Below are 18,698 nucleotides of genomic sequence, written 5' to 3' on the forward strand. Positions count from 1 at the left end.
ATACGTTATTACATTCCATAGTTTAGATTGAATAATCCAAAGTTAATATAAAAAAAATCCCTACTTTAAATAATAAAGTAGGGATTTCAGTTTTAATTAACGCATTATCTTAAATATTAAAAATACTCAGCGTTAATAATCAGCTGTAATTAATCTTTAAACTCAGGGTAAGCTTCTACACCACAATCGTGTAAATCCATACCTGCATCTTCTTGCTCAGCTGTAACGCGAATTCCCATTGTTACTTTGATGATAGACCAAACGATCCATGAAGAAACAAATACAAATCCAAAGATAACCGCTGCGCCGTATAATTGAGACATAAATGATGCACCGTCATTTGACATTGGCACAACTAATAGACCGAATAAACCACATACACCGTGTACTGATAATGCACCTACTGGATCATCAATTTTCAATTTATCAAAAGTAATAATACTGTACACAACAATAATACCTGCAATAGCACCAATCACGACTGCAAACAATGGTGATGGAGATAGTGGGTCAGCAGTAATCGCAACTAAGCCAGCTAATGCACCGTTTAAAATCATTGTTAAATCTGCTTTACCCCATTTAAACTTACTTACTAATAGTGCTGCAATAGCACCTGTAGCAGCTGCTGCATTAGTATTTAAAAAGATAAGGCCTACTGCAGATGCGTTTTCTGCATCAGAAATTAATAGTTGTGAACCACCGTTAAAACCAAACCAACCCATCCACAGAATAAATGTACCTAAAGTAGCAAGTGGCATGTTAGAACCTGGGATTGGGTGAATACTACCATTTTTACCGTATTTACCACGACGAGCACCTAGTAATAATACTGCGGCTAATGCAGCGGCTGCACCGGCCATATGAACGATACCTGAACCAGCGAAATCACTGAAACCAGCTTCGCTTAGGAAACCGCCACCCCATGTCCAAAAACCTTCAATCGGGTAGATAAAACCAGTTAAAAATACGGTAAAAATAAGGAATGCCCATAGTTTCATACGTTCAGCAACAGCGCCCGATACGATAGACATTGCCGTTGCAACAAATACTACTTGGAAGAAGAAGTCAGACTCTAGAGAATGGTCTGCACCCTCTGCTTGAGTACCAATCAATGAACCAAATGAAGGTAACCAACCACCTGCAGTGTTGTCTACATACATGATGTTGTAACCAACAAGTAAAAACATCGTACAAGCAATAGCATAAAGCACGATATTTTTAGTTAAAATTTCAGTGGTATTTTTAGAACGAACTAAACCCGCCTCTAACATGGCAAAACCTGCTGCCATCCACATAACAAGAACACCCGAAATTAAAAAATAAAAGGTATCTAACGCAAATCGTAGTTCTGTAACTGTCGTTTCCATAATGGTAATCCTTAACTTAATGAATTTGGTTTAAAGTGCTTCTTCGTCTAATTCGCCAGTACGAATACGAACAACTTGCTCTAACGGTTGAATGAATATTTTACCGTCACCTACTTTCCCTGTATTTGCAGCACCAACGATAGCTTCAACTAAACGCTCAATATCATCATCTTTGACTGCAATTTCTAATTTTACTTTTGGTAAAAAATCTACTTGGTATTCCGCGCCACGATATAACTCGGTATGTCCTTTTTGACGACCAAAACCTTTAACTTCAGAAACAGTAACACCAGCAATGCCGATACCCATTACGGCTTCACGCACTTCATCTAACTTAAATGGTTTAATAATTGCGGTTAACATTTTCATCATATATTCCTTTAATGTGTATTTAACGTTTACATATATGATTCTATTTACAACTAACGTGCCAAAATAAATTTATCTTTAATAACAACAATTTAAATATATTAAATATTTTAAACTAATCATTTCGCACCAACTCAGTGCGTTTAATATTCTTCTTCTGCACTAATATGAAACACTTGAATTCTATTTATAAATATTTGTAGCGAACTTAATTAATATTTTTTTGCCGAAGTTTCTTACCCTTACATTTTGCTTAACTGTTTGCATGACAACTTAAGAGTATTGCAACCAAAAGATATACAATAAGGATAGATAAACCTTATTAAACTCATTAATAAGGTTTAATGGTGAACAGACACAAAGCCATAATATTTACTCAACAAATCATCTTAGCCCCTTAGCAAATAACGCTTCATCTGCTATAGTGCGTAACAATTTTTCGACTTAACAACCTTGAAGGTATGTAACATGAAAAAAGTAAGCCTACTGCTTATCACTTTCTTATTTAGCATTAATGTATTCTCTGCTCCTATGATCATTCCTAAAGCACCCTCTATTGCTGCTAAAGGGTACTTATTAATAGATTTCAACTCAGGAAAGGTACTTTCTGAAAACAACAGTGAAGAATTACTAGAGCCAGCATCTTTGACTAAGATGATGACCAGTTACATCATTGGGCAGGAGCTTAAATCAGGTAATTTAAATCTTGATGATAAAGTAACTATTTCTGAAAATGCGTGGTCAAAAAACTTTCCAGATTCTTCAAAAATGTTTATCGAAGTAGGTAAAGAAGTCACTGTAGAAGATTTGAATCGCGGTATTATTATTCAATCAGGTAATGATGCTTGTGTTGCTATGGCTGAGCACATTGCTGGCAGTGAAGGCGCATTTGCAGATTTAATGAATTCATGGGCAGTACAACTAGGCATGGACAATACTCACTTTGTTAATAGCCACGGTTTACATGCAGACGGCCACCATACTACTGCTCGCGATATGGCGATCCTTGCTAAAGCATTGATCACAGACGTACCAGCGGAATACCGAATTTATAGTGAAAAATCGTTTAAGTTTAACGGTATTGTTCAATATAACCGTAATGGTCTCTTGTGGGATAAAAGCTTAAACGTAGACGGCATTAAAACAGGTCATACTAGTGCAGCAGGTTACAGCTTAGTTTCTTCAGCAACTAAAGATGGCATGCGTTTGATCAGTGTTGTAATGGGTGCTCGTTCAGATGAAGGACGTAAAGTAGAAAGTAAAAAACTACTTAACTGGGGCTTTCGCTTTTTTGAAACAATTACTCCTTACAAAGCAAATGATCAATTAGCTAGTGAACGTATCTGGATGGGTCAACAAGCAAACATTCGTTTAGGTGTTGCAGTTGATACACCGCTGACACTTCCACGTAATCAATCACAGAATTTAAAAGCTGACTTTGTCATTGATAATGAACTACGTGCTCCTATTCAAAAAGGTGACAAAGTGGGCCGTGTAAATTACACCTTAGAAGATGAAGCAATAGCAAGTTATGACCTTATTGCTTTAGAGACAGTTGAAGAAGGTGGTATTTTCAGCCGTATCATCGATTATATTAAATTATTATTTATTGGTTGGTTTGGTTAAAAAAGTCCCCATATAAGCTATATTACCTATATAACATTAATAGGATCTTTATCAGTGAGGCTTGTCCTCACTTTTAACTTTCAATCAATCTCTCAATTAGGAGTTAGTCATGGCATTGAATACTAAATTTGATGAATTATTAGAGTTTCCATGTAGTTTATCATTTAAAGTGATGGGTATGGCTCATCCTCAATTGGTTCCAGAAGTGATCAGTGTTATCCAACAAATAGCACCAGGTGACTATTCTCCGACCATAAAACCCAGCTCTAAAGGCAACTATCATTCTTTAGCTGTACCAGTGATTGTTACTAGCAAAGAACATATAGAAGAAATTTATAGTGAATTGAACAAGCTTGAACTTGTTCGCTTTATTTTATAAACCAGTCTATTTATAAGCTAAGCTCATGACATTAATACAAGATAAATTAATTATTCGCTACCTAGGGGTTCAACCCTACCAGCAAACTTGGCAAGCAATGAGTGATTTCACGGAGCAACGTGATCAAGAAACGATTGATGAAATCTGGCTGGTTGAACATACGCCTGTTTTCACGCAAGGGTTAGCCGGAAAAGCAGAGCATTTATTAACACATACAGATATTCCTGTTGTTAAAAGTGACCGAGGTGGGCAGATAACACATCATGCTCCCGGACAGTTAATCGCTTATTTATTAATTAATATACGCCGCAAAGATTTTAATGTACGTAGCTTAGTGACTATTATTGAGCAAGCCATCATTGATTTACTAGCGGATCATAATATTACTGCAGTAGCTAAACCAGATGCACCGGGTGTTTATGTTGATGGTAAAAAGATTGCGTCATTAGGATTAAAGATTCGTAAAGGCTGTTCGTTTCATGGTTTAGCCTTAAATGTAGATATGGACCTTACCCCGTTTCTACAGATTAACCCCTGTGGTTATGCTGGATTAGAAATGACCCAGTGTCGCGATTTAGGATTAACCTCTTCCGTCGCTGAATTATCGCCGTTATTGATTGAGAAATTAAATCAGAATTTACAATACACACAGATAGAGAGCTTTATTAATGAACACTAAGCCAAGCCAATTAACCGCGGGCAATAAACTGCGCGATGCAGATAAAATGTCTCATATACCTATTAAAGTTATTCCATCAGACAAAGGCACTATCTTAAAAAAACCCGCTTGGATGAAAATCAAGCTGGCTGCAGATAATACTCGCGTCAATGAAATTAAAGCCGCACTGCGTAAAAACAAATTACACTCAGTATGTGAAGAAGCCTCATGCCCGAACTTAAATGAGTGCTTTAACCACGGTACAGCTACCTTCATGATTTTGGGTGATATTTGTACTCGTCGCTGTCCTTTCTGTGATGTAGGCCATGGTAAACCATTGGCTGTTGATAAAGATGAACCAAAAAAATTAGCTGAAACGATCAAAGATATGAAGCTAAAGTATGTGGTGATCACCTCCGTTGACCGTGATGATCTAAGAGATGGTGGTGCACAACATTTTGCTGACTGTATTCGTGAAATTCGATTACTTAACCCAGCCATAAAAATTGAAATTTTAGTGCCGGACTTTAAAGGTCGTATGGATAAAGCACTGGCTTGTTTTGAAAAAGATGTGCCTGATGTATTTAACCACAACCTAGAAACGGCACCGCATTTGTACAAGCAAGTTCGTCCAGGCGCAGACTACAAATGGTCTCTTCAATTGTTACAAAAATTTAAAGAACAGCACCCAACGGTACCGACTAAATCAGGTGTAATGATGGGACTAGGCGAAACCAATGAGCAAATTGAAACGGTAATTAAAGATTTAGCCGCTCATGGAGTGACTATGTTGACCTTAGGGCAATACTTACAACCTAGTTTACAACATCTTGCTGTGGAGCGTTACGTGCCACCTGCAGAGTTTGACGCATTAGGTGAAATGGCAAAATCAGTTGGATTTGAGCACGCTGCCTGTGGGCCTTTAGTTCGCTCTTCATACCATGCGGATCTACAAGCATCAGGTAAAGAAGTGAAGTAACCTACATACCCTCATCGTAGTGGTGTTATGGTACTGTTATGACGTTTTGTCATTGTTATAAATAGCACTTAAAACGATTAATGAGCAACAATACTGTGTTGTTAAAAAGCCTACTTTCAAAGTAGGCTTTTTTCTTTAACTGGCAAAACCCATACTTTTTTACCAATATCTATACTCTAAAAAAACATAATTCCCTTCATAAAACCGACAAAAAAATCCTATAAAAAAATCCTATAAAAAAACCTCTACAGGAGAGGTTTTTAATGACAATAGTTTTATCGGTAACTTACTAAAACTCAGACTCTTTGAGCATTATTCAAACCCATAAAATCCTGGGAACACTACAATTGAAGCTAATACTAACAATTGCAATAGAATAAAGGGAATAACCCCTTTATAGATATCCATGGTTTTGACTTCTGGTGGTGCCACACCTTTTAAGTAAAACAAACTAAATCCAAAGGGGGGCGTTAAGAATGAGGTTTGTAGGTTCATTGCAATTAAAATCGCAAACCATGTTAAATCTATACCCATCATTTCAGCAATTGGATACAACATTGGTACCACAATAAAAGATATTTCAACAAAATCGATGAAGAAACCCAGTACTAAAATAACCAACATTGATATGATTAAAAAGCCCCATTTGTCACCCGGCAAGCTGAACATGATCTCTTCAATAATTTCTTCCCCACCGGTATAAGAAAAGACCATTGAAAAGGCAGTTGCACCAATGAAAATTGCAAATACCATTGCTGTTACTTTCACAGTTTCTAGTGAAGACTCCCACAACACTTTCCAAGAACATTGGCGGTACAAAATAGCCAGTAAAATAGCACCAGCACCACCGATTGCAGAAGACTCTGTTGGTGTCGCAATACCATAAAATATTGAACCTAATACCGAGAAGATAAGTGCTAGAGGTGGAGCAATAGCTTTGAACGCTGTCCAGCAAGGTTTCATTCCATGCCCTGCAGATTCAGACTCAGGAAGCGCAGGTGCAGACTCTGGTTTGAAGAAAGCGTAAATCAATACATAAAGAATAAATGCCCCAACCAATACTGCACCGGGTAATACCGCAGATCTAAACAAATCACCAACCGGTACGCCCATCACATCACCAAGAATGATTAAAATGATAGATGGTGGAATAATTTGCCCTAATGTACCAGAGGCACAAATAACACCTGTCGCAAGTTTTTTATCATAGTTGTACTTGAGCATAACAGGTAAAGAGATAACGCCCATCGCCACTACAGAAGCACCTACAACACCTGTTGAAGCAGCAAGCAAACAACCTACTAAAATAGTTGAAACTGCAACACCGCCACGTATGCGGCCAAATAATTGCCCCATGGCTTCTAGTAATTGTTCAGCTAATTTGGTTTTTTGTAAAACGTTCCCCATGAAGATGAACATCGGAACGGCCATCATAATCGAGTTTTCCATAATACTCATGATGCGATAAGGCATAAAAGCAAATAACTCAAAACCTTCGGCAAACACACCAAATATTAATGCCACACCTGCAAATACAAATGCAACAGGGAAACCAGTTAGTAGTAGCAATAAAGCCACACCAAACATAATAATGCCAATCATAAAAAGTCCCTTTTAAATATCTTTCTCAACAATACAGCGCAGATTTTTTACCAACATACCTAATCCGCTAAACACAAGTGCGAGAGTAGAAAGAGGGATCATTGCTTTAATTAACCAACGGTGTGATAAACCACCTGGGTCGCCACTGGTTTCATTCAAATGATAAGATTCCAGAGCAAAATCGTAGCTGTACCAAATAACCAGAGCACAAAAAGGCAGCAAGAACAGCACACAACCTATGCAGTTAATCCAAGCTCTATTTTTAAGGCTGAGTTTTTCATAAAGAATATCAACACGAACGTGCCCTTCTTCTTTTAGTGTGTAAGCAATACCTAGTAGAAACATAGAAGCAAAGATATGCCACTCTAATTCTTGTAAACCAATGGAGCTATATTTAAAAAAATAACGAGCCACAACATCATAAAAAACGTTGGCTAATAGTAGTAGCATCAATGTTGTAGAAATTTTACCAATATAATCTGAGAAGCGATCAAAGAAATTTTGCAAACCTTCCATTTAAGATAATTCCTTCTATGTAAACAGAGAGGTGAAAAAGAAAAAAGGCTACATAAAGTAGCCTTAATGAGAAGTGTAACTGTTATTCTTTGGTACTCTTGATGTAACCGTACTCAGATATATCAGTCCACACACGTACTAATTTCAAATAATCCTGCTGTGATTTAATGATTTTTGCAGCCATTTCATCACTGCTTGCTTTTTCAGCAAGGATTTCATTATTTGCTTTTTTAATTGCAGTTAATACTTCAGCTGGGAATGTTTTAACTTGAATATTAGGGAACTCAGAGGTCATTACCGCCCAGTTTTCAGCACTTAATGCATATGACTGTACATACATGTCATAAGCAGCTTTTCGCATTGCCACTTCTAAGATTGCTTGTAAATCTGCAGGTAATGAAGCCATTTTCTTTTTATTGATAATAAACATCAACTCAGTTGCAGGCTCATGCCACCCCATGTAATAAAACGGTGCAATTTTATGGAAGCCCATACGTAAATCAAGTGATGGACCTACCCACTCTAACGCATCAATGGTATTACGCTCTAATGATGTATATAACTCACCAGGTGGGATATTAACCGGAGTCGCACCTAACTTAGCCAGTACTTCACCCGCAAAACCAGGAATACGCATTTTTAAGTTTTGTAGATCTTCAAGACTATTAATTTCTTTACGGAACCAGCCACCCATTTGCACCCCTGTATTACCACCAGGGAAAGCCATTAAATTATGCTCGCCATAAACTTGATCCATTAACTCTTGGCCACCACCGTATTGGAACCACGCATGCTGTTCCATCGCTGTCATACCAAAGGGCATAGTGGTGAAATAGAGTGTATTTGGCACTTTGCCTTTATAGTAATAACTTGCTGAGTGGCCCATGTCATATTGACCACTTTTAACCATATCAAAAACACCAAATGCTGATTTATGCTTATTCGCAGAATCAACACGAATTTTTAAACGGCCATTAGACATCTCTTCAGCCATTTTCACCATATTTTTAACTGAATCGCCAAAAACAGGGAAATTAGGTCCCCACGATTCAGCAAGTTTCAATCGATATACTTTATCAGCTGCAAAAGCATTAGCACTTGTCACCATGACAACTGCCGCGATTAAGGTACTTTTATAAAAAGTCTTCAGCATTGTTAACTCCATGTAAGGTTAGAATTGAAATTATTGCTTATTCAGCAATCCAATAAAAATATGTAAATTTATTAAGCTTCATTAAACTAAATGTTACCTATTTGTTAATAGGGTGCCATTTCACTAAAAAATATGAATCTCTTTAATTAACAATTTGTTGCTCATATCACACGAGGCTCTATTTTTTGATCATTAAAGAGGGATCACGCAATAAAAAATGAAGGAATAACGTCAGAAAAAAGAACAAAGATGATGAACTAAAATAAGGAGTGATATTGAGGTAAGGAAGTGATGTTGAGGCAATACATTATTTTAACCGTTTAAATGAATCATATACTTAGCTATATGTAAACGAAAGATAAGCGAACTATGAATCATTGGGGTTCTGATTTAAGTCTAATTGTTTCTGTTTTATTTTAGTTAAACCTAATGATACTAGTCGATGCGACTCACTTAAGTAATAGTGTAAATCTTGGTCTTTTGCTGCATCACCATCATATAGCTGGATCCACTTCATGCCTCGACTAGCGAAATAAGGAGCTGGCTTATAGCCTTCAACTTCACTTAGAAATCCAAAATTCAATATTGATGTTTTAAAAGTGAAAGCCGGTGTTTGATCTTTTCCCCAGCCGCCAATCGCAAAGACTTTTCCACCGACTTTCCACACATGTGAGCCGCCCCACTGTTGAACATAAGTCGTAGCAGGTAATGAAGCACAAAACTGATTAAATCGTTGATAGTTAATAATAAAGCACCTTATCGTTAATCATTAATATCGTTCTGTAATTTAACTGCATTCAATAAAGTTTTCATGCGAACTTACCCTTATTTTTAATAAATAACTAAGCGCATAGTAACTCCACTAACAGGACAACTAAACATCAAGTCCCTCTAGGTGCAAACATAATAATAGCCATTCCCGCTAATGCGACTGAAGCCCCCACCATATCCCAGACTGTAGGCTTTACCCCATCAACCGCCCATAACCAGACTATTGCAACAAAAATATAAACGCCGCCATAAGCCGCATAGACCCGCCCTGAAGCGGCTGGGTGCAAAGAAAGCAACCAAGCAAATAGCGCAAGGCTACAGGCCGCAGGCAATAATAATAGGATACTTTTATCCTGTTTTAACCAAAGATAAGGTAAATAACAACCTACAATTTCAGTAATCGCAGTCAATACAAAAAGCGCAATGGTTTTTAATTCAAACATGCTATTCCTCAAGGGATAAAGTAGACGTAAAGAAAAAGTTAAACACCTTAAAAATCAAACCGGTCAATTAAGCACTTAATCATGTATATCATGATAAATTTAACTCGTATAAGATACAAAAAACTGTCCTTTCCCGTTATAGGTAATAAAGTAAATGAGATTCACAGAAAGCAGTATATATCAGCAGCTGCCTCCTAGCCCTTTACAATCAATCACTCTCCCTTTCCTCACTGCTCATGGAGTAAAGGTGTCAATAAAACGGGATGATTTATTACATTCGGAAATATCCGGCAATAAATGGCGGAAATTAAAATATAACTTATTGCATGCAGAAAAAAACGATCAACAACATATACTTAGTTTTGGCGGAGCATTTTCTAACCACATCCATGCTCTGGCCGCCGCTGGTAAACACTTCAATGTGAAGACCACTGGCATCATTAGAGGCGAAGCCCACTATGCAGCCAACCCAACGTTATCACAAGCTCAACAATGGGGAATGCAGCTACAATTTGTGGATAGAAAAACCTACCGTTTAAAAGAACAGGCTGAGTATTTACAAACAATCCAATCACAATATAGCGATGCTTATATTATCCCTGAAGGAGGCAGTAACCGTTTAGCTCTTCCTGGCGTTGAAGAAATATGCATAGAATTAACGCAACAATCTGAGCAACCTGTAGATCATATTTTTACCGCAACAGGCAGTGCAGGTACTTTGTCAGGTTTAATCAGTGGCACATTAAAGCATTCTCCCCAAACGCAAGTTCATGGCATTGCAGTGCTTAAAAATGCACATTATTTGTGTGACACTGTGACTCACTTTGTACCTCAAGCAAACTCGTTAAATTGGCATTTACATACGGACTTTCATGAAGGAGGGTACGGAAAGGTATCGCCAGCATTAGCGGATTTTTGCCGTCAATTTACACAACAAACAACAATCCCGATAGAGCCTATCTATACCGGGAAAATGTTTTATGCATTATGGCAATTAATTGAACAAGGATTTTTTCCTATCGGTACGCACATAGTGGCGGTACATACCGGTGGGTTACAGGGATTAGCGGGGTTAAAATCACAACAGAAATTTTAAACGCTGTTGTGATTGCTAATTTTAGACCCAACAAAATAGCCTTTAACTTAGCAGAAACGTTAAATACTCATTGCCTGAGGGGTCGAAAATAACGATCCTTGCGCAGCATAAATACCCAGTCGTAAGAGGCATTCCCACTCTTCTTTGCTTTCCACACCAACCGCAATCACTTTCGCATGACTATTCAAGCAACTAGCCATTAAGCTTTGTACTGCGATTTGATTAGTTTTACGATTATGAATATCACGGATTAAACTCGCATGTAGTTTTAGGTAATCAATATTAAAATCCAGTATATAAGAGGTATTGACCACGGACTTACCCACATTATCCACTGCAATCTTACAACCCACTTTTTGTAAAGCAATTAAGGCTGAACGAAGTGCAAAATAATCTTTGTTGATCAAATGCTCTGACACTTCAATCACTAAATTATGGCGAATTTGTCGAGTCTGTTGCATTAACTCGAACATAAACCATTGGTGATTTTTTTTATTCATTAGAAGATGAGCACCTAAATTAACTGCAATAGGTTTAGACAACTCTCCACGCATCACCAACAACGCCAATACTTTTTCTAGCATTTGTTTGTCTATTTGATCAACTAAACCACACTTCTCAGCCATTGGCATAAAAGTACCAGCGGCAATAATTTCTTTTTGGTATCCGATAATGCGAGGCCATAACTCACAATATAAAATACTCATGGCATCGCGATGCATAAGATGTTGTCGATACATTAACAGCGCTTGTCTATCTAAAATATCCGTTAATAATGCACGCCAACGTACTGTTCCTTTAACAATAATAGCTTGGTTTTCATCTTCCTCTGATAGATGCCAACCACTTACTTTTTGATGTTCTGCGACTAATAATGATTGATTAACATCATCAATAATATGCATGGTTTTAGCGCCCAAAGGAAAGTTAACCACGCCAATATGGAAAAAATTATCAATCCAAGATGCCTCTGGTAAATGCAATTGATACAACAGTTTAGTTAACTGTTTAGCGGCTATTTTGGTTTCCTGGTAGGACATCTGTGGCAATAGGACCACAAACTCTGACTTCTGAATCCTGCCATAAAAGCTATCGCCGTAGCGACCACAAAAATGGTGCAGTAAATCGACAACCTGCTGGATGATTTTTTCACCTTCATCGGCACCAAACTGATACTTAGCAGCACTTAACTCAGTCAAACTAATTAGCATTAAGGTGCTAGCTAAAAAGTTTTCGTCCATCGCCACTGCATCTAACCTATTTTCAAAGGCTAAGCGATTACCTAAACCTGTGTCTTCATCTAAAAACACTTTCCCACGAATATGTGTATCAAAGATACTTCGCTCTTTACGGCTATTTTCTAATCGCTCAGACAATACGTCCAAGGCTTTACTAGCAGCTTTTGGCCACTCACCTTTTTGCGCAAAACGTGCGGTTGGATTATTTTGTAATAAGTAACGAGCGCGACGCTCTAATAGCTCGGCACCATAAAAAGAACGTCGCATCCAACGAATAGCAAACCATAATAAGCTAAGACATAAAATAACTGCAGAGGTGATCCCTAATAATGGCCAAAAGGTAAATTTGAGATCAGAAAAAGGCTGCCTAGTATGTATTATTATTCGAACGCCGGGGTAATACTTCAGATCGTAGTCATACCGCAATAGTAATCGAGAAGGAAAATAGCGTCGCCCTTCATAATAGTTTTGATAAACAATTTGCTGATCCCGCTCAACACGTAAACGAACCACTCCCGAGGCATCCAGCACATCAGGTAACCAGTGATCGAATTGTGTGATGGTAGTTTGCTTCGCGACTTGTTTTTCAATAACTTGAATAATGCTATCAATACGTTGCTGATGATACTTTAAGGACAAAGCACGTAAACTAACCATTCCTCCTGCCAGTACCAATGCAATACAAGTCAACACAATCGCACTCGTAATAAACGTAAATTTATTAGTAAACTTCATAACATCCCTGTGAAAAACTATTTTCCATGAGTAGGTGAGTAATCGCTAAAATACCCTTATAATACTGTCCTCATACTCTATAACCTAATGACTTAAATACCCATGTTTATGCATTTTAGGTATATGTACGCCTGCAGCTTCAAATGCATTATCAGCTGTAAGGTCGAAGTAGCATAGATATATCAACATCAAACTTTTAATAACAAGCTGTAATAGGACTTTTATATGGCCTCTAATCAAATTTATTCAAATCCAAGTCAAGTTTTACAGCGTAATGAATCTTTATTTTCCGGAAAGTCTATTTTAGTTGCAGGTAACATTGACGATCATTACCCAGTTCATTTACAAAAAATAGCATCATCAAGCTGTTTTTGTTTTAATGATTATCGTTATTATCATCAATTAGAAGGCCAACTGGGATCTTCTGAAGTACACTTTACCGCTGATTATCAAGGCAGGGATGTTCAAGAGAAGTTCGATTTATTATTGATTTATATTCCTAAAGCAAAGACAGAAATTGAATATTTATTGGCAAACCTGACTCCTCACCTAAAGAACAATGCCGACATTATATTAGTCGGTGAGAAAAAGTGTGGAATAAAAAGTGTAGCGACTTTGTTAACTCCCTATGCTGAAAATAGCAATACTATTGACTCAGCTCGTCATTGCAGCATTATTTATTCGCAGCTAACTAAAGCCGTCGCTCCTTTTGACCAGCAACAATGGATAAAAGATTACCAGATTAACATTAATGATATATCTCTAACTATTCGCTCATTGCCTGGTGTATTTAGCTTTGGAGAATTAGATAAAGGCAGTGAACTCTTACTCAACAATTTACCTGAACAATTAAGCGGAGATGGCTTAGACTTTGGTTGTGGTGCAGGCGTACTCTCTTGCTATTTACTGAAAAAGCATCCAAAACTAACCTTAGATTTAATTGATGTTAACGTTTATGCGCTTGCTAGTGCTAAGTTAACTTTAGAAAAAAATAATTTGCACGCAAATGTGTTTGCATCGGATGTTTTTTCCAACGTAAGCAAAGAATATGATGTATTGCTTTCGAACCCTCCTTTTCACTCTGGTCAAAAAACAAACTATGACGCTGCAGAAACCTTTATAAATCAATCCATTAATTTTTTGAAAAAGAAAGGAAAATTGACCATTGTAGCCAATAAATTCTTACGCTATGAACCACTTTTAACCCTTACTTATAAAAAATTCTTTGAAAATGCCCAAAACAATAAATTTAAAGTATTGAGCTGTCTCAAATAATCATCAAGCAGGTATTTCATAACTTTGTTTTTATTGCTAGTGTCAGACAGTTGAAATTATTAAATAATTGAACAGGCGCTATCGCCGTACTGGCATAGTTTTTATTATACAAAATATGTGGAGGCTCTTATGGCTGGTATTTTGGCTATGATTCTTGCTGGGGGTGAAGGCTCTCGGCTTTTCCCATTAACCCAGAACCGAAGCAAACCCGCCGTGCCTTTTGGCGGCAATTACCGATTAGTAGATTTTGCATTAAATAATTTCGTCAATGCTGATTTAATGAAAATTTACGTACTAACCCAATTCAAATCCCAATCTCTCAACATTCATCTACGCCGAGCATGGCGAGTTTCTAACATTAGAGACCGCTTCATTGAAGCAGTACCGGCACAACAACGTGTAAGCAAGAACTGGTATTCAGGAACCGCAGATGCCATCTATCAAAACTCTCGTTTCATCACCAAAAACAACGCCGAACATGTCTGCATCTTTGGTAGTGACCATATCTATAAAATGGATGTGCAACAAATGGTTGAGTACCATAAAGAGATGGGAGGAGACTTAACAGTTGCCGCAATTCGAGTGCAAAAAGAGCAAGCCTTCCATTTTGGTATAATCGAAATTGATGAAGCTGGTCATATGATTGGATTTGCAGAAAAACCTTCTGTTGAAGATGCAAAAACGATTCCAGGAGATCCCGACCATGTATTAGCTTCAATGGGTAATTACATTTTCAAAGCCGACACATTGGTAGAAGAACTTGAAAAAGATGCCGTAATAGAAGACTCTACTCATGATTTTGGTAAAGACATTATTCCTAAACTGTTCCCTCAGGGTAAAGTTTTTGTGTATGACTTTAGTAAAAATAAAATCCCAGGTGAGCCAGAACATGCCTATTGGCGTGATGTAGGTACTATCGATTCCTACTGGGAAGCGCATATGGACTTATTAAACGACAATCAGCCCATTTCTTTATATAACAAACATTGGCCATTACACACTTATCACCCACCATTACCACCAGCAACATTCCGCGACCAAGGTAATTCTGTAAGTCATGTATCTAAATCACACCTTGGCGCTGGTTCCTACATTAATGGTGCAACCATCGAAAACTCTATCTTAGGTTTCAGAACGCATTTATGTACCAATGCAGAAATAAAAGGCTGTATTTTCCTAGGCAACGCTAAAGTTGGTAGTGGTGCTCGCCTCACTAATGTAATACTAGATAAGAACGTAGAGATTGCTCCAGGCATGGTTATTGGTGAAAATTTAGAAGAGGATCGCAAGCATTTTACTGTCTCTGAAAATGGCATTGTTGTGATTGCAAAAGGTAGCCGTGTAGGTTTTGATTAAACTGGCATAGGGTTAACAAATGACAATTTTTTATATTACTTAGATGAGGTTTTCTCATGGCAAAAGTTCTCTCGATGATTTTAGCAGGTGGTGAAGGTTCACGCCTCTACCCCTTAACCCAATCGCGCACTAAACCTTCTGTGCCGTTTGGAGGAAGTTACCGTCTAATTGACTGTGTACTTAATAATTTTGTGAATTCTGACTTGTTACGTATTTACGTACTAACTCAATTTAAATCTCAATCTTTAAATGATCATCTTCGTCAAGCTTGGGAAGTAAATAGTTTTACTGATACTTTTATTGATGCCATTCCTGCGCAAATGCGTAAAGGTAAACATTGGTACAGCGGCACAGCCGATGCAATTTATCAAAACTTACAATTTATCCAATCAGATGAAGCAGACACCATCTGTATATTCGGTAGTGACCATATTTATAAAATGGATATTCGACAAAAAATTGAATTTCATAAAGAAAAAGATGCAATATTAACTGTATCTGCGATCCGCCTACCTAAAGATCAGGCTTATCACTTTGGTATTATCGAAGTCGATGAAGAAGGCCGTATGATAGGTTTTGCAGAAAAACCAGCAGTAGAGGATGCTAAAACGATTCCAGGCGACCCAGACCATGTTCTGGCATCAATGGGTAACTACGTTTTTAAATCTGAAGAGTTACAAAACGAATTGATCCGCGATGCAGCAGATGATGAATCAAGTCATGACTTCGGTAAAGATATCATTCCTTATTTAATGCCAAGCGGTAAAGTTTTTGTGTATGACTTTACGACCAATAAAATCCCCAATGAGGAAGGTGAAGCTTACTGGCGTGATGTAGGTACGATTGAGTCATACTGGGAAGCGAATATGGATCTACTAAAATCCACTCCACCTATCTCTTTCTACAATAGAGCATGGCCAATGCATACGCATTACCCACCGCTTCCTGCAGCTAACTTCCAAAATGATGGTGATGTGACCTGTACTATTCGTCGTTCATTGATTTCTGATGGCGCTCTAATTGTTGGTGCAACGATCAGAAAATCAGTTCTTGGTTTTAATTGTTTTGTTGGTCAAGGTACGGATATTTATCAATCAGTGTTATTAGGTGATACTAAAATAGGCAAAAATTGCGTTATTACAAAAACAATTATTGATAAAGACGTAAGAATTGCCGATGGAGTAAAAATTGGTGTTAATCTAGAGGATGACAAAAAACGCTTTACCGTTTCTGATGAAGGTATTGTAGTTATTCCGAAAGGATCTAGAATCGGTTTTTAAACCAGCATAATGATTTTAAAAGCCACTATTTCTGGTGGCTTTTTTTATAGCTATCCATGGCCTATACCAAAGGAGGTCCCAGTGGATTCTCAAAAATTAAAAATTTTATTTATTTCGTCTGAAGTTGAAGGCTTTTCTAAAACAGGTGGCCTTGCAGACGTAGCGAAAGCATTACCGCTTGAACTTCGCAATTTAGGCCATGAAGTGGTTATTATTACACCATTTTATCGCACTATTGAACACCGTGAACATGCTCAACAAGTACACCAACTAACGTTGCACACAGACTCCTCTCGACCAGATGTACAGTTCACAGTAAAAGAGTTATCACTGGATGGGATTAAAGTTTTAGCCATTGATAACGCACATTATTTTGACCGCGCTGGGTTTTATGGCGAAGAAAATAATGCATATCAAGATAATGGAGAGCGTTTTGCATTTTTCAGCTTAGCATCGCTACTGACTTCATTAGCCGAAGGTTTCTCTCCTGATATCATTCACTGTAATGATTGGCATACAGGTTTAGTACCTTACCTGCTAAAAACACGTTTCCATGATCATTCTCATTTTGCACATACCAAAACCGTGCTAACCAGTCATAACTCTGCATACCAAGGTATTTTTGAAAAGTCACAATTAAACCTGATCCCAGAAGTTAGCTCATGTATGGATGAACGTGTTTTAGAAAACTATAGTTACATTAATTACTTAAAAGTCGGCGTTATTTACGCAGATAAAGTCAATACCGTTAGCCCCAATTATGCCAGCGAACTATTAACACCTTTAGGCTCTCATGGTATGTCACATCACTTTATCGAGCGTATCCATGACTTTGAAGGTATTTTAAATGGTTGTGATTATAATGATTGGAGCCCTGAAACAGATAACTTAATTCCATTTAACTTTAACCATGAAGATCTATCCGGTAAAGAAAAATGCAAACAAGCGTTACAACAAGAGGTAGGGCTTGAAGTAGGTGATTTACCTATTTTTGGTATGGTTTGTCGCTTAACAGATCAAAAAGGCTTTGGTTTAATTCAGCCAATTTTAGAACGTTTTTTAAAGCATAACGTACAACTAATCATTATTGGTTCTGGCGATCCGGGTATTACAGGGCATTTAACTGCTTTATCTGAACATTATTCAGATAAGTTTAAGTTTGTTAATACTTACAGCAATAAACTGTCACACATGGTTGAAGCTGGTGCAGATTTCTTTTTAATGCCATCGATATTCGAACCCTGTGGTTTAAACCAATTATACAGTTTAGCCTACGGTACTTTACCGATAGTACGCGCAGTTGGCGGTTTAAAAGATACCGTCATTGATTATGACCAAGATCCAGAACATGCAAATGGTTTTATGTTTTATGACGCTAACGCAGATCAATTATTAAATCTATTACGTCGTGTGGTACTGCTTTATATTGAGCATCCTGAAGAGATGTTTCGTTTGAAAACACAGGCAATGCAATCACATTTTTATTGGTCAGATTCAGCGAAACATTATGAACGTTTATATCAAAGAGCATTACACTTACACCAGCATTGGTAAAAAAAATCAGTAAAATAGACGAGTAATATATATTGCTATTATTGAAAGAATAAACTGAAAAAAGAGCTAGTTTAAGCAACAAATTGCCGTAAATGTTTTTTTCCTTTACAAAAATTTTAACGCGAAAATAGTTTCTTTTAACTAGTAAGATTGTTCAGTGAGTTAGCGGAGTTGGTATAATACCGATTACATTAAATAAGTGATCTAAATTTTGCGCAGGAAAAATGACTTAGTTCAAGGCGTAAATTGAACTAAATGGTTGTTTCCTTTATGAAAGTTACAACGAAGAAATAAGTTATTT

General features: G+C 37.3%; 17 protein-coding genes. 9 read left to right on the forward strand and 8 right to left on the reverse strand.

The window, feature by feature from the left end:
* Positions 1–149: 149 nt before the first annotated feature.
* A complete protein-coding gene (locus H5084_RS02430; protein ID WP_182689418.1) occupies positions 150–1,367 on the reverse strand; it encodes an ammonium transporter in 1,218 nt (405 codons plus the stop codon).
* 30 nt (positions 1,368–1,397) lie between these two features.
* Positions 1,398–1,736, reverse strand: coding sequence for a P-II family nitrogen regulator (locus H5084_RS02435; RefSeq protein WP_028867398.1), 339 nt, complete (start codon positions 1,734–1,736; stop codon positions 1,398–1,400).
* A gap of 468 nt (positions 1,737–2,204) precedes the next feature.
* Between H5084_RS02435 and H5084_RS02440 the strand changes: the two genes are divergently transcribed.
* The 4 genes from H5084_RS02440 (at position 2,205) to lipA (ending at position 5,378) form a co-directional block, all read left to right on the forward strand.
* Positions 2,205–3,362, forward strand: coding sequence for a D-alanyl-D-alanine carboxypeptidase family protein (locus H5084_RS02440; RefSeq protein WP_182689419.1), 1,158 nt, complete (start codon positions 2,205–2,207; stop codon positions 3,360–3,362).
* Positions 3,363–3,477: 115 nt separating this feature from the next.
* Positions 3,478–3,741, forward strand: a complete 264-nt coding sequence (ybeD, locus tag H5084_RS02445; RefSeq protein WP_028867396.1) for a DUF493 family protein YbeD — start codon at positions 3,478–3,480, stop codon at positions 3,739–3,741.
* A gap of 25 nt (positions 3,742–3,766) precedes the next feature.
* The gene (lipB, locus tag H5084_RS02450; protein WP_182689420.1) at positions 3,767–4,420 is read left to right on the forward strand and encodes a lipoyl(octanoyl) transferase LipB; all 654 of its coding nucleotides are present in this window, start codon (positions 3,767–3,769) and stop codon (positions 4,418–4,420) included.
* Positions 4,410–5,378, forward strand: a complete 969-nt coding sequence (gene lipA, locus H5084_RS02455) for a lipoyl synthase (protein WP_028867394.1) — start codon at positions 4,410–4,412, stop codon at positions 5,376–5,378. Before lipB ends, lipA begins: the two co-directional genes overlap by 11 nt.
* Before the next feature lie 312 nt (positions 5,379–5,690).
* Here the strand turns inward: lipA and H5084_RS02460 are convergent, their stop codons facing one another.
* The 5 genes from H5084_RS02460 to H5084_RS02480 all read right to left on the reverse strand — a co-directional run bounded on the left by H5084_RS02460 (position 5,691) and on the right by H5084_RS02480 (position 9,863).
* Positions 5,691–6,980 (reverse strand): TRAP transporter large permease subunit, encoded by a 1,290-nt coding sequence (locus tag H5084_RS02460; RefSeq protein WP_182689421.1) that lies wholly within the window; start codon positions 6,978–6,980, stop codon positions 5,691–5,693.
* Positions 6,981–6,992: 12 nt separating this feature from the next.
* Positions 6,993–7,496 carry a TRAP transporter small permease subunit gene (locus H5084_RS02465; RefSeq protein ID WP_182689422.1) on the reverse strand — a complete coding sequence of 168 codons (504 nt, stop codon included), beginning with the start codon at positions 7,494–7,496 and terminating at the stop codon, positions 6,993–6,995.
* Positions 7,497–7,578: 82 nt separating this feature from the next.
* Positions 7,579–8,649, reverse strand: a complete 1,071-nt coding sequence (locus H5084_RS02470) for a TRAP transporter substrate-binding protein (protein ID WP_182689423.1) — start codon at positions 8,647–8,649, stop codon at positions 7,579–7,581.
* A gap of 367 nt (positions 8,650–9,016) precedes the next feature.
* On the reverse strand, positions 9,017–9,394 hold the full coding sequence (locus H5084_RS02475) for an MmcQ/YjbR family DNA-binding protein (RefSeq protein ID WP_182689439.1): 378 nt from the start codon (positions 9,392–9,394) through the stop codon (positions 9,017–9,019).
* Positions 9,395–9,530: 136 nt separating this feature from the next.
* The gene (locus tag H5084_RS02480; protein ID WP_182689424.1) at positions 9,531–9,863 is read right to left on the reverse strand and encodes a YnfA family protein; all 333 of its coding nucleotides are present in this window, start codon (positions 9,861–9,863) and stop codon (positions 9,531–9,533) included.
* 154 nt (positions 9,864–10,017) lie between these two features.
* Between H5084_RS02480 and H5084_RS02485 the strand changes: the two genes are divergently transcribed.
* A complete protein-coding gene (locus H5084_RS02485) occupies positions 10,018–10,959 on the forward strand; it encodes a 1-aminocyclopropane-1-carboxylate deaminase/D-cysteine desulfhydrase (protein WP_182689425.1) in 942 nt (313 codons plus the stop codon).
* A gap of 59 nt (positions 10,960–11,018) precedes the next feature.
* Here the strand turns inward: H5084_RS02485 and H5084_RS02490 are convergent, their stop codons facing one another.
* Positions 11,019–12,932, reverse strand: a complete 1,914-nt coding sequence (locus H5084_RS02490) for an EAL domain-containing protein (RefSeq protein WP_182689426.1) — start codon at positions 12,930–12,932, stop codon at positions 11,019–11,021.
* Positions 12,933–13,157: 225 nt separating this feature from the next.
* On the opposite strand from H5084_RS02490, the gene rsmC reads away from it, so the two are divergent.
* From rsmC to glgA, 4 genes are all read left to right on the forward strand, one after another.
* Complete coding sequence (rsmC, locus tag H5084_RS02495; RefSeq protein WP_182689427.1) at positions 13,158–14,207, forward strand: 16S rRNA (guanine(1207)-N(2))-methyltransferase RsmC; 1,050 nt, start codon at positions 13,158–13,160, stop codon at positions 14,205–14,207.
* Positions 14,208–14,336: 129 nt separating this feature from the next.
* Positions 14,337–15,563: a glucose-1-phosphate adenylyltransferase gene (glgC, locus tag H5084_RS02500; protein WP_182689428.1), complete on the forward strand. Its 1,227-nt coding sequence runs from the start codon at positions 14,337–14,339 to the stop codon at positions 15,561–15,563.
* A 56-nt stretch (positions 15,564–15,619) separates the two neighbouring features.
* Positions 15,620–16,843, forward strand: a complete 1,224-nt coding sequence (gene glgC / locus H5084_RS02505; protein WP_182689429.1) for a glucose-1-phosphate adenylyltransferase — start codon at positions 15,620–15,622, stop codon at positions 16,841–16,843.
* Positions 16,844–16,924: 81 nt separating this feature from the next.
* On the forward strand, positions 16,925–18,397 hold the full coding sequence (glgA, locus tag H5084_RS02510) for a glycogen synthase GlgA (protein ID WP_310735726.1): 1,473 nt from the start codon (positions 16,925–16,927) through the stop codon (positions 18,395–18,397).
* Positions 18,398–18,698 lie beyond the last annotated feature (301 nt).

It is taken from the genome of Psychromonas sp. SR45-3 (assembly GCF_014163575.1).
GTDB lineage: Bacteria > Pseudomonadota > Gammaproteobacteria > Enterobacterales > Psychromonadaceae > Psychromonas > Psychromonas arctica.

Coding starts and splice junctions, on each gene's coding strand:
- H5084_RS02490 (WP_182689426.1), bottom strand. CDS start 12,932: ATGAAGTTTACTAATAAATTTACGTTTATTACGAGTGCGATTGTGTTG.
- H5084_RS02485 (WP_182689425.1), top strand. CDS start 10,018: ATGAGATTCACAGAAAGCAGTATATATCAGCAGCTGCCTCCTAGCCCT.
- H5084_RS02430 (WP_182689418.1), bottom strand. CDS start 1,367: ATGGAAACGACAGTTACAGAACTACGATTTGCGTTAGATACCTTTTAT.
- glgC (WP_182689428.1), top strand. CDS start 14,337: ATGGCTGGTATTTTGGCTATGATTCTTGCTGGGGGTGAAGGCTCTCGG.
- lipA (WP_028867394.1), top strand. CDS start 4,410: ATGAACACTAAGCCAAGCCAATTAACCGCGGGCAATAAACTGCGCGAT.
- glgC (WP_182689429.1), top strand. CDS start 15,620: ATGGCAAAAGTTCTCTCGATGATTTTAGCAGGTGGTGAAGGTTCACGC.
- H5084_RS02465 (WP_182689422.1), bottom strand. CDS start 7,496: ATGGAAGGTTTGCAAAATTTCTTTGATCGCTTCTCAGATTATATTGGT.
- H5084_RS02435 (WP_028867398.1), bottom strand. CDS start 1,736: ATGAAAATGTTAACCGCAATTATTAAACCATTTAAGTTAGATGAAGTG.
- rsmC (WP_182689427.1), top strand. CDS start 13,158: ATGGCCTCTAATCAAATTTATTCAAATCCAAGTCAAGTTTTACAGCGT.
- H5084_RS02460 (WP_182689421.1), bottom strand. CDS start 6,980: ATGATTGGCATTATTATGTTTGGTGTGGCTTTATTGCTACTACTAACT.
- lipB (WP_182689420.1), top strand. CDS start 3,767: ATGACATTAATACAAGATAAATTAATTATTCGCTACCTAGGGGTTCAA.
- H5084_RS02480 (WP_182689424.1), bottom strand. CDS start 9,863: ATGTTTGAATTAAAAACCATTGCGCTTTTTGTATTGACTGCGATTACT.
- H5084_RS02470 (WP_182689423.1), bottom strand. CDS start 8,649: ATGCTGAAGACTTTTTATAAAAGTACCTTAATCGCGGCAGTTGTCATG.
- H5084_RS02440 (WP_182689419.1), top strand. CDS start 2,205: ATGAAAAAAGTAAGCCTACTGCTTATCACTTTCTTATTTAGCATTAAT.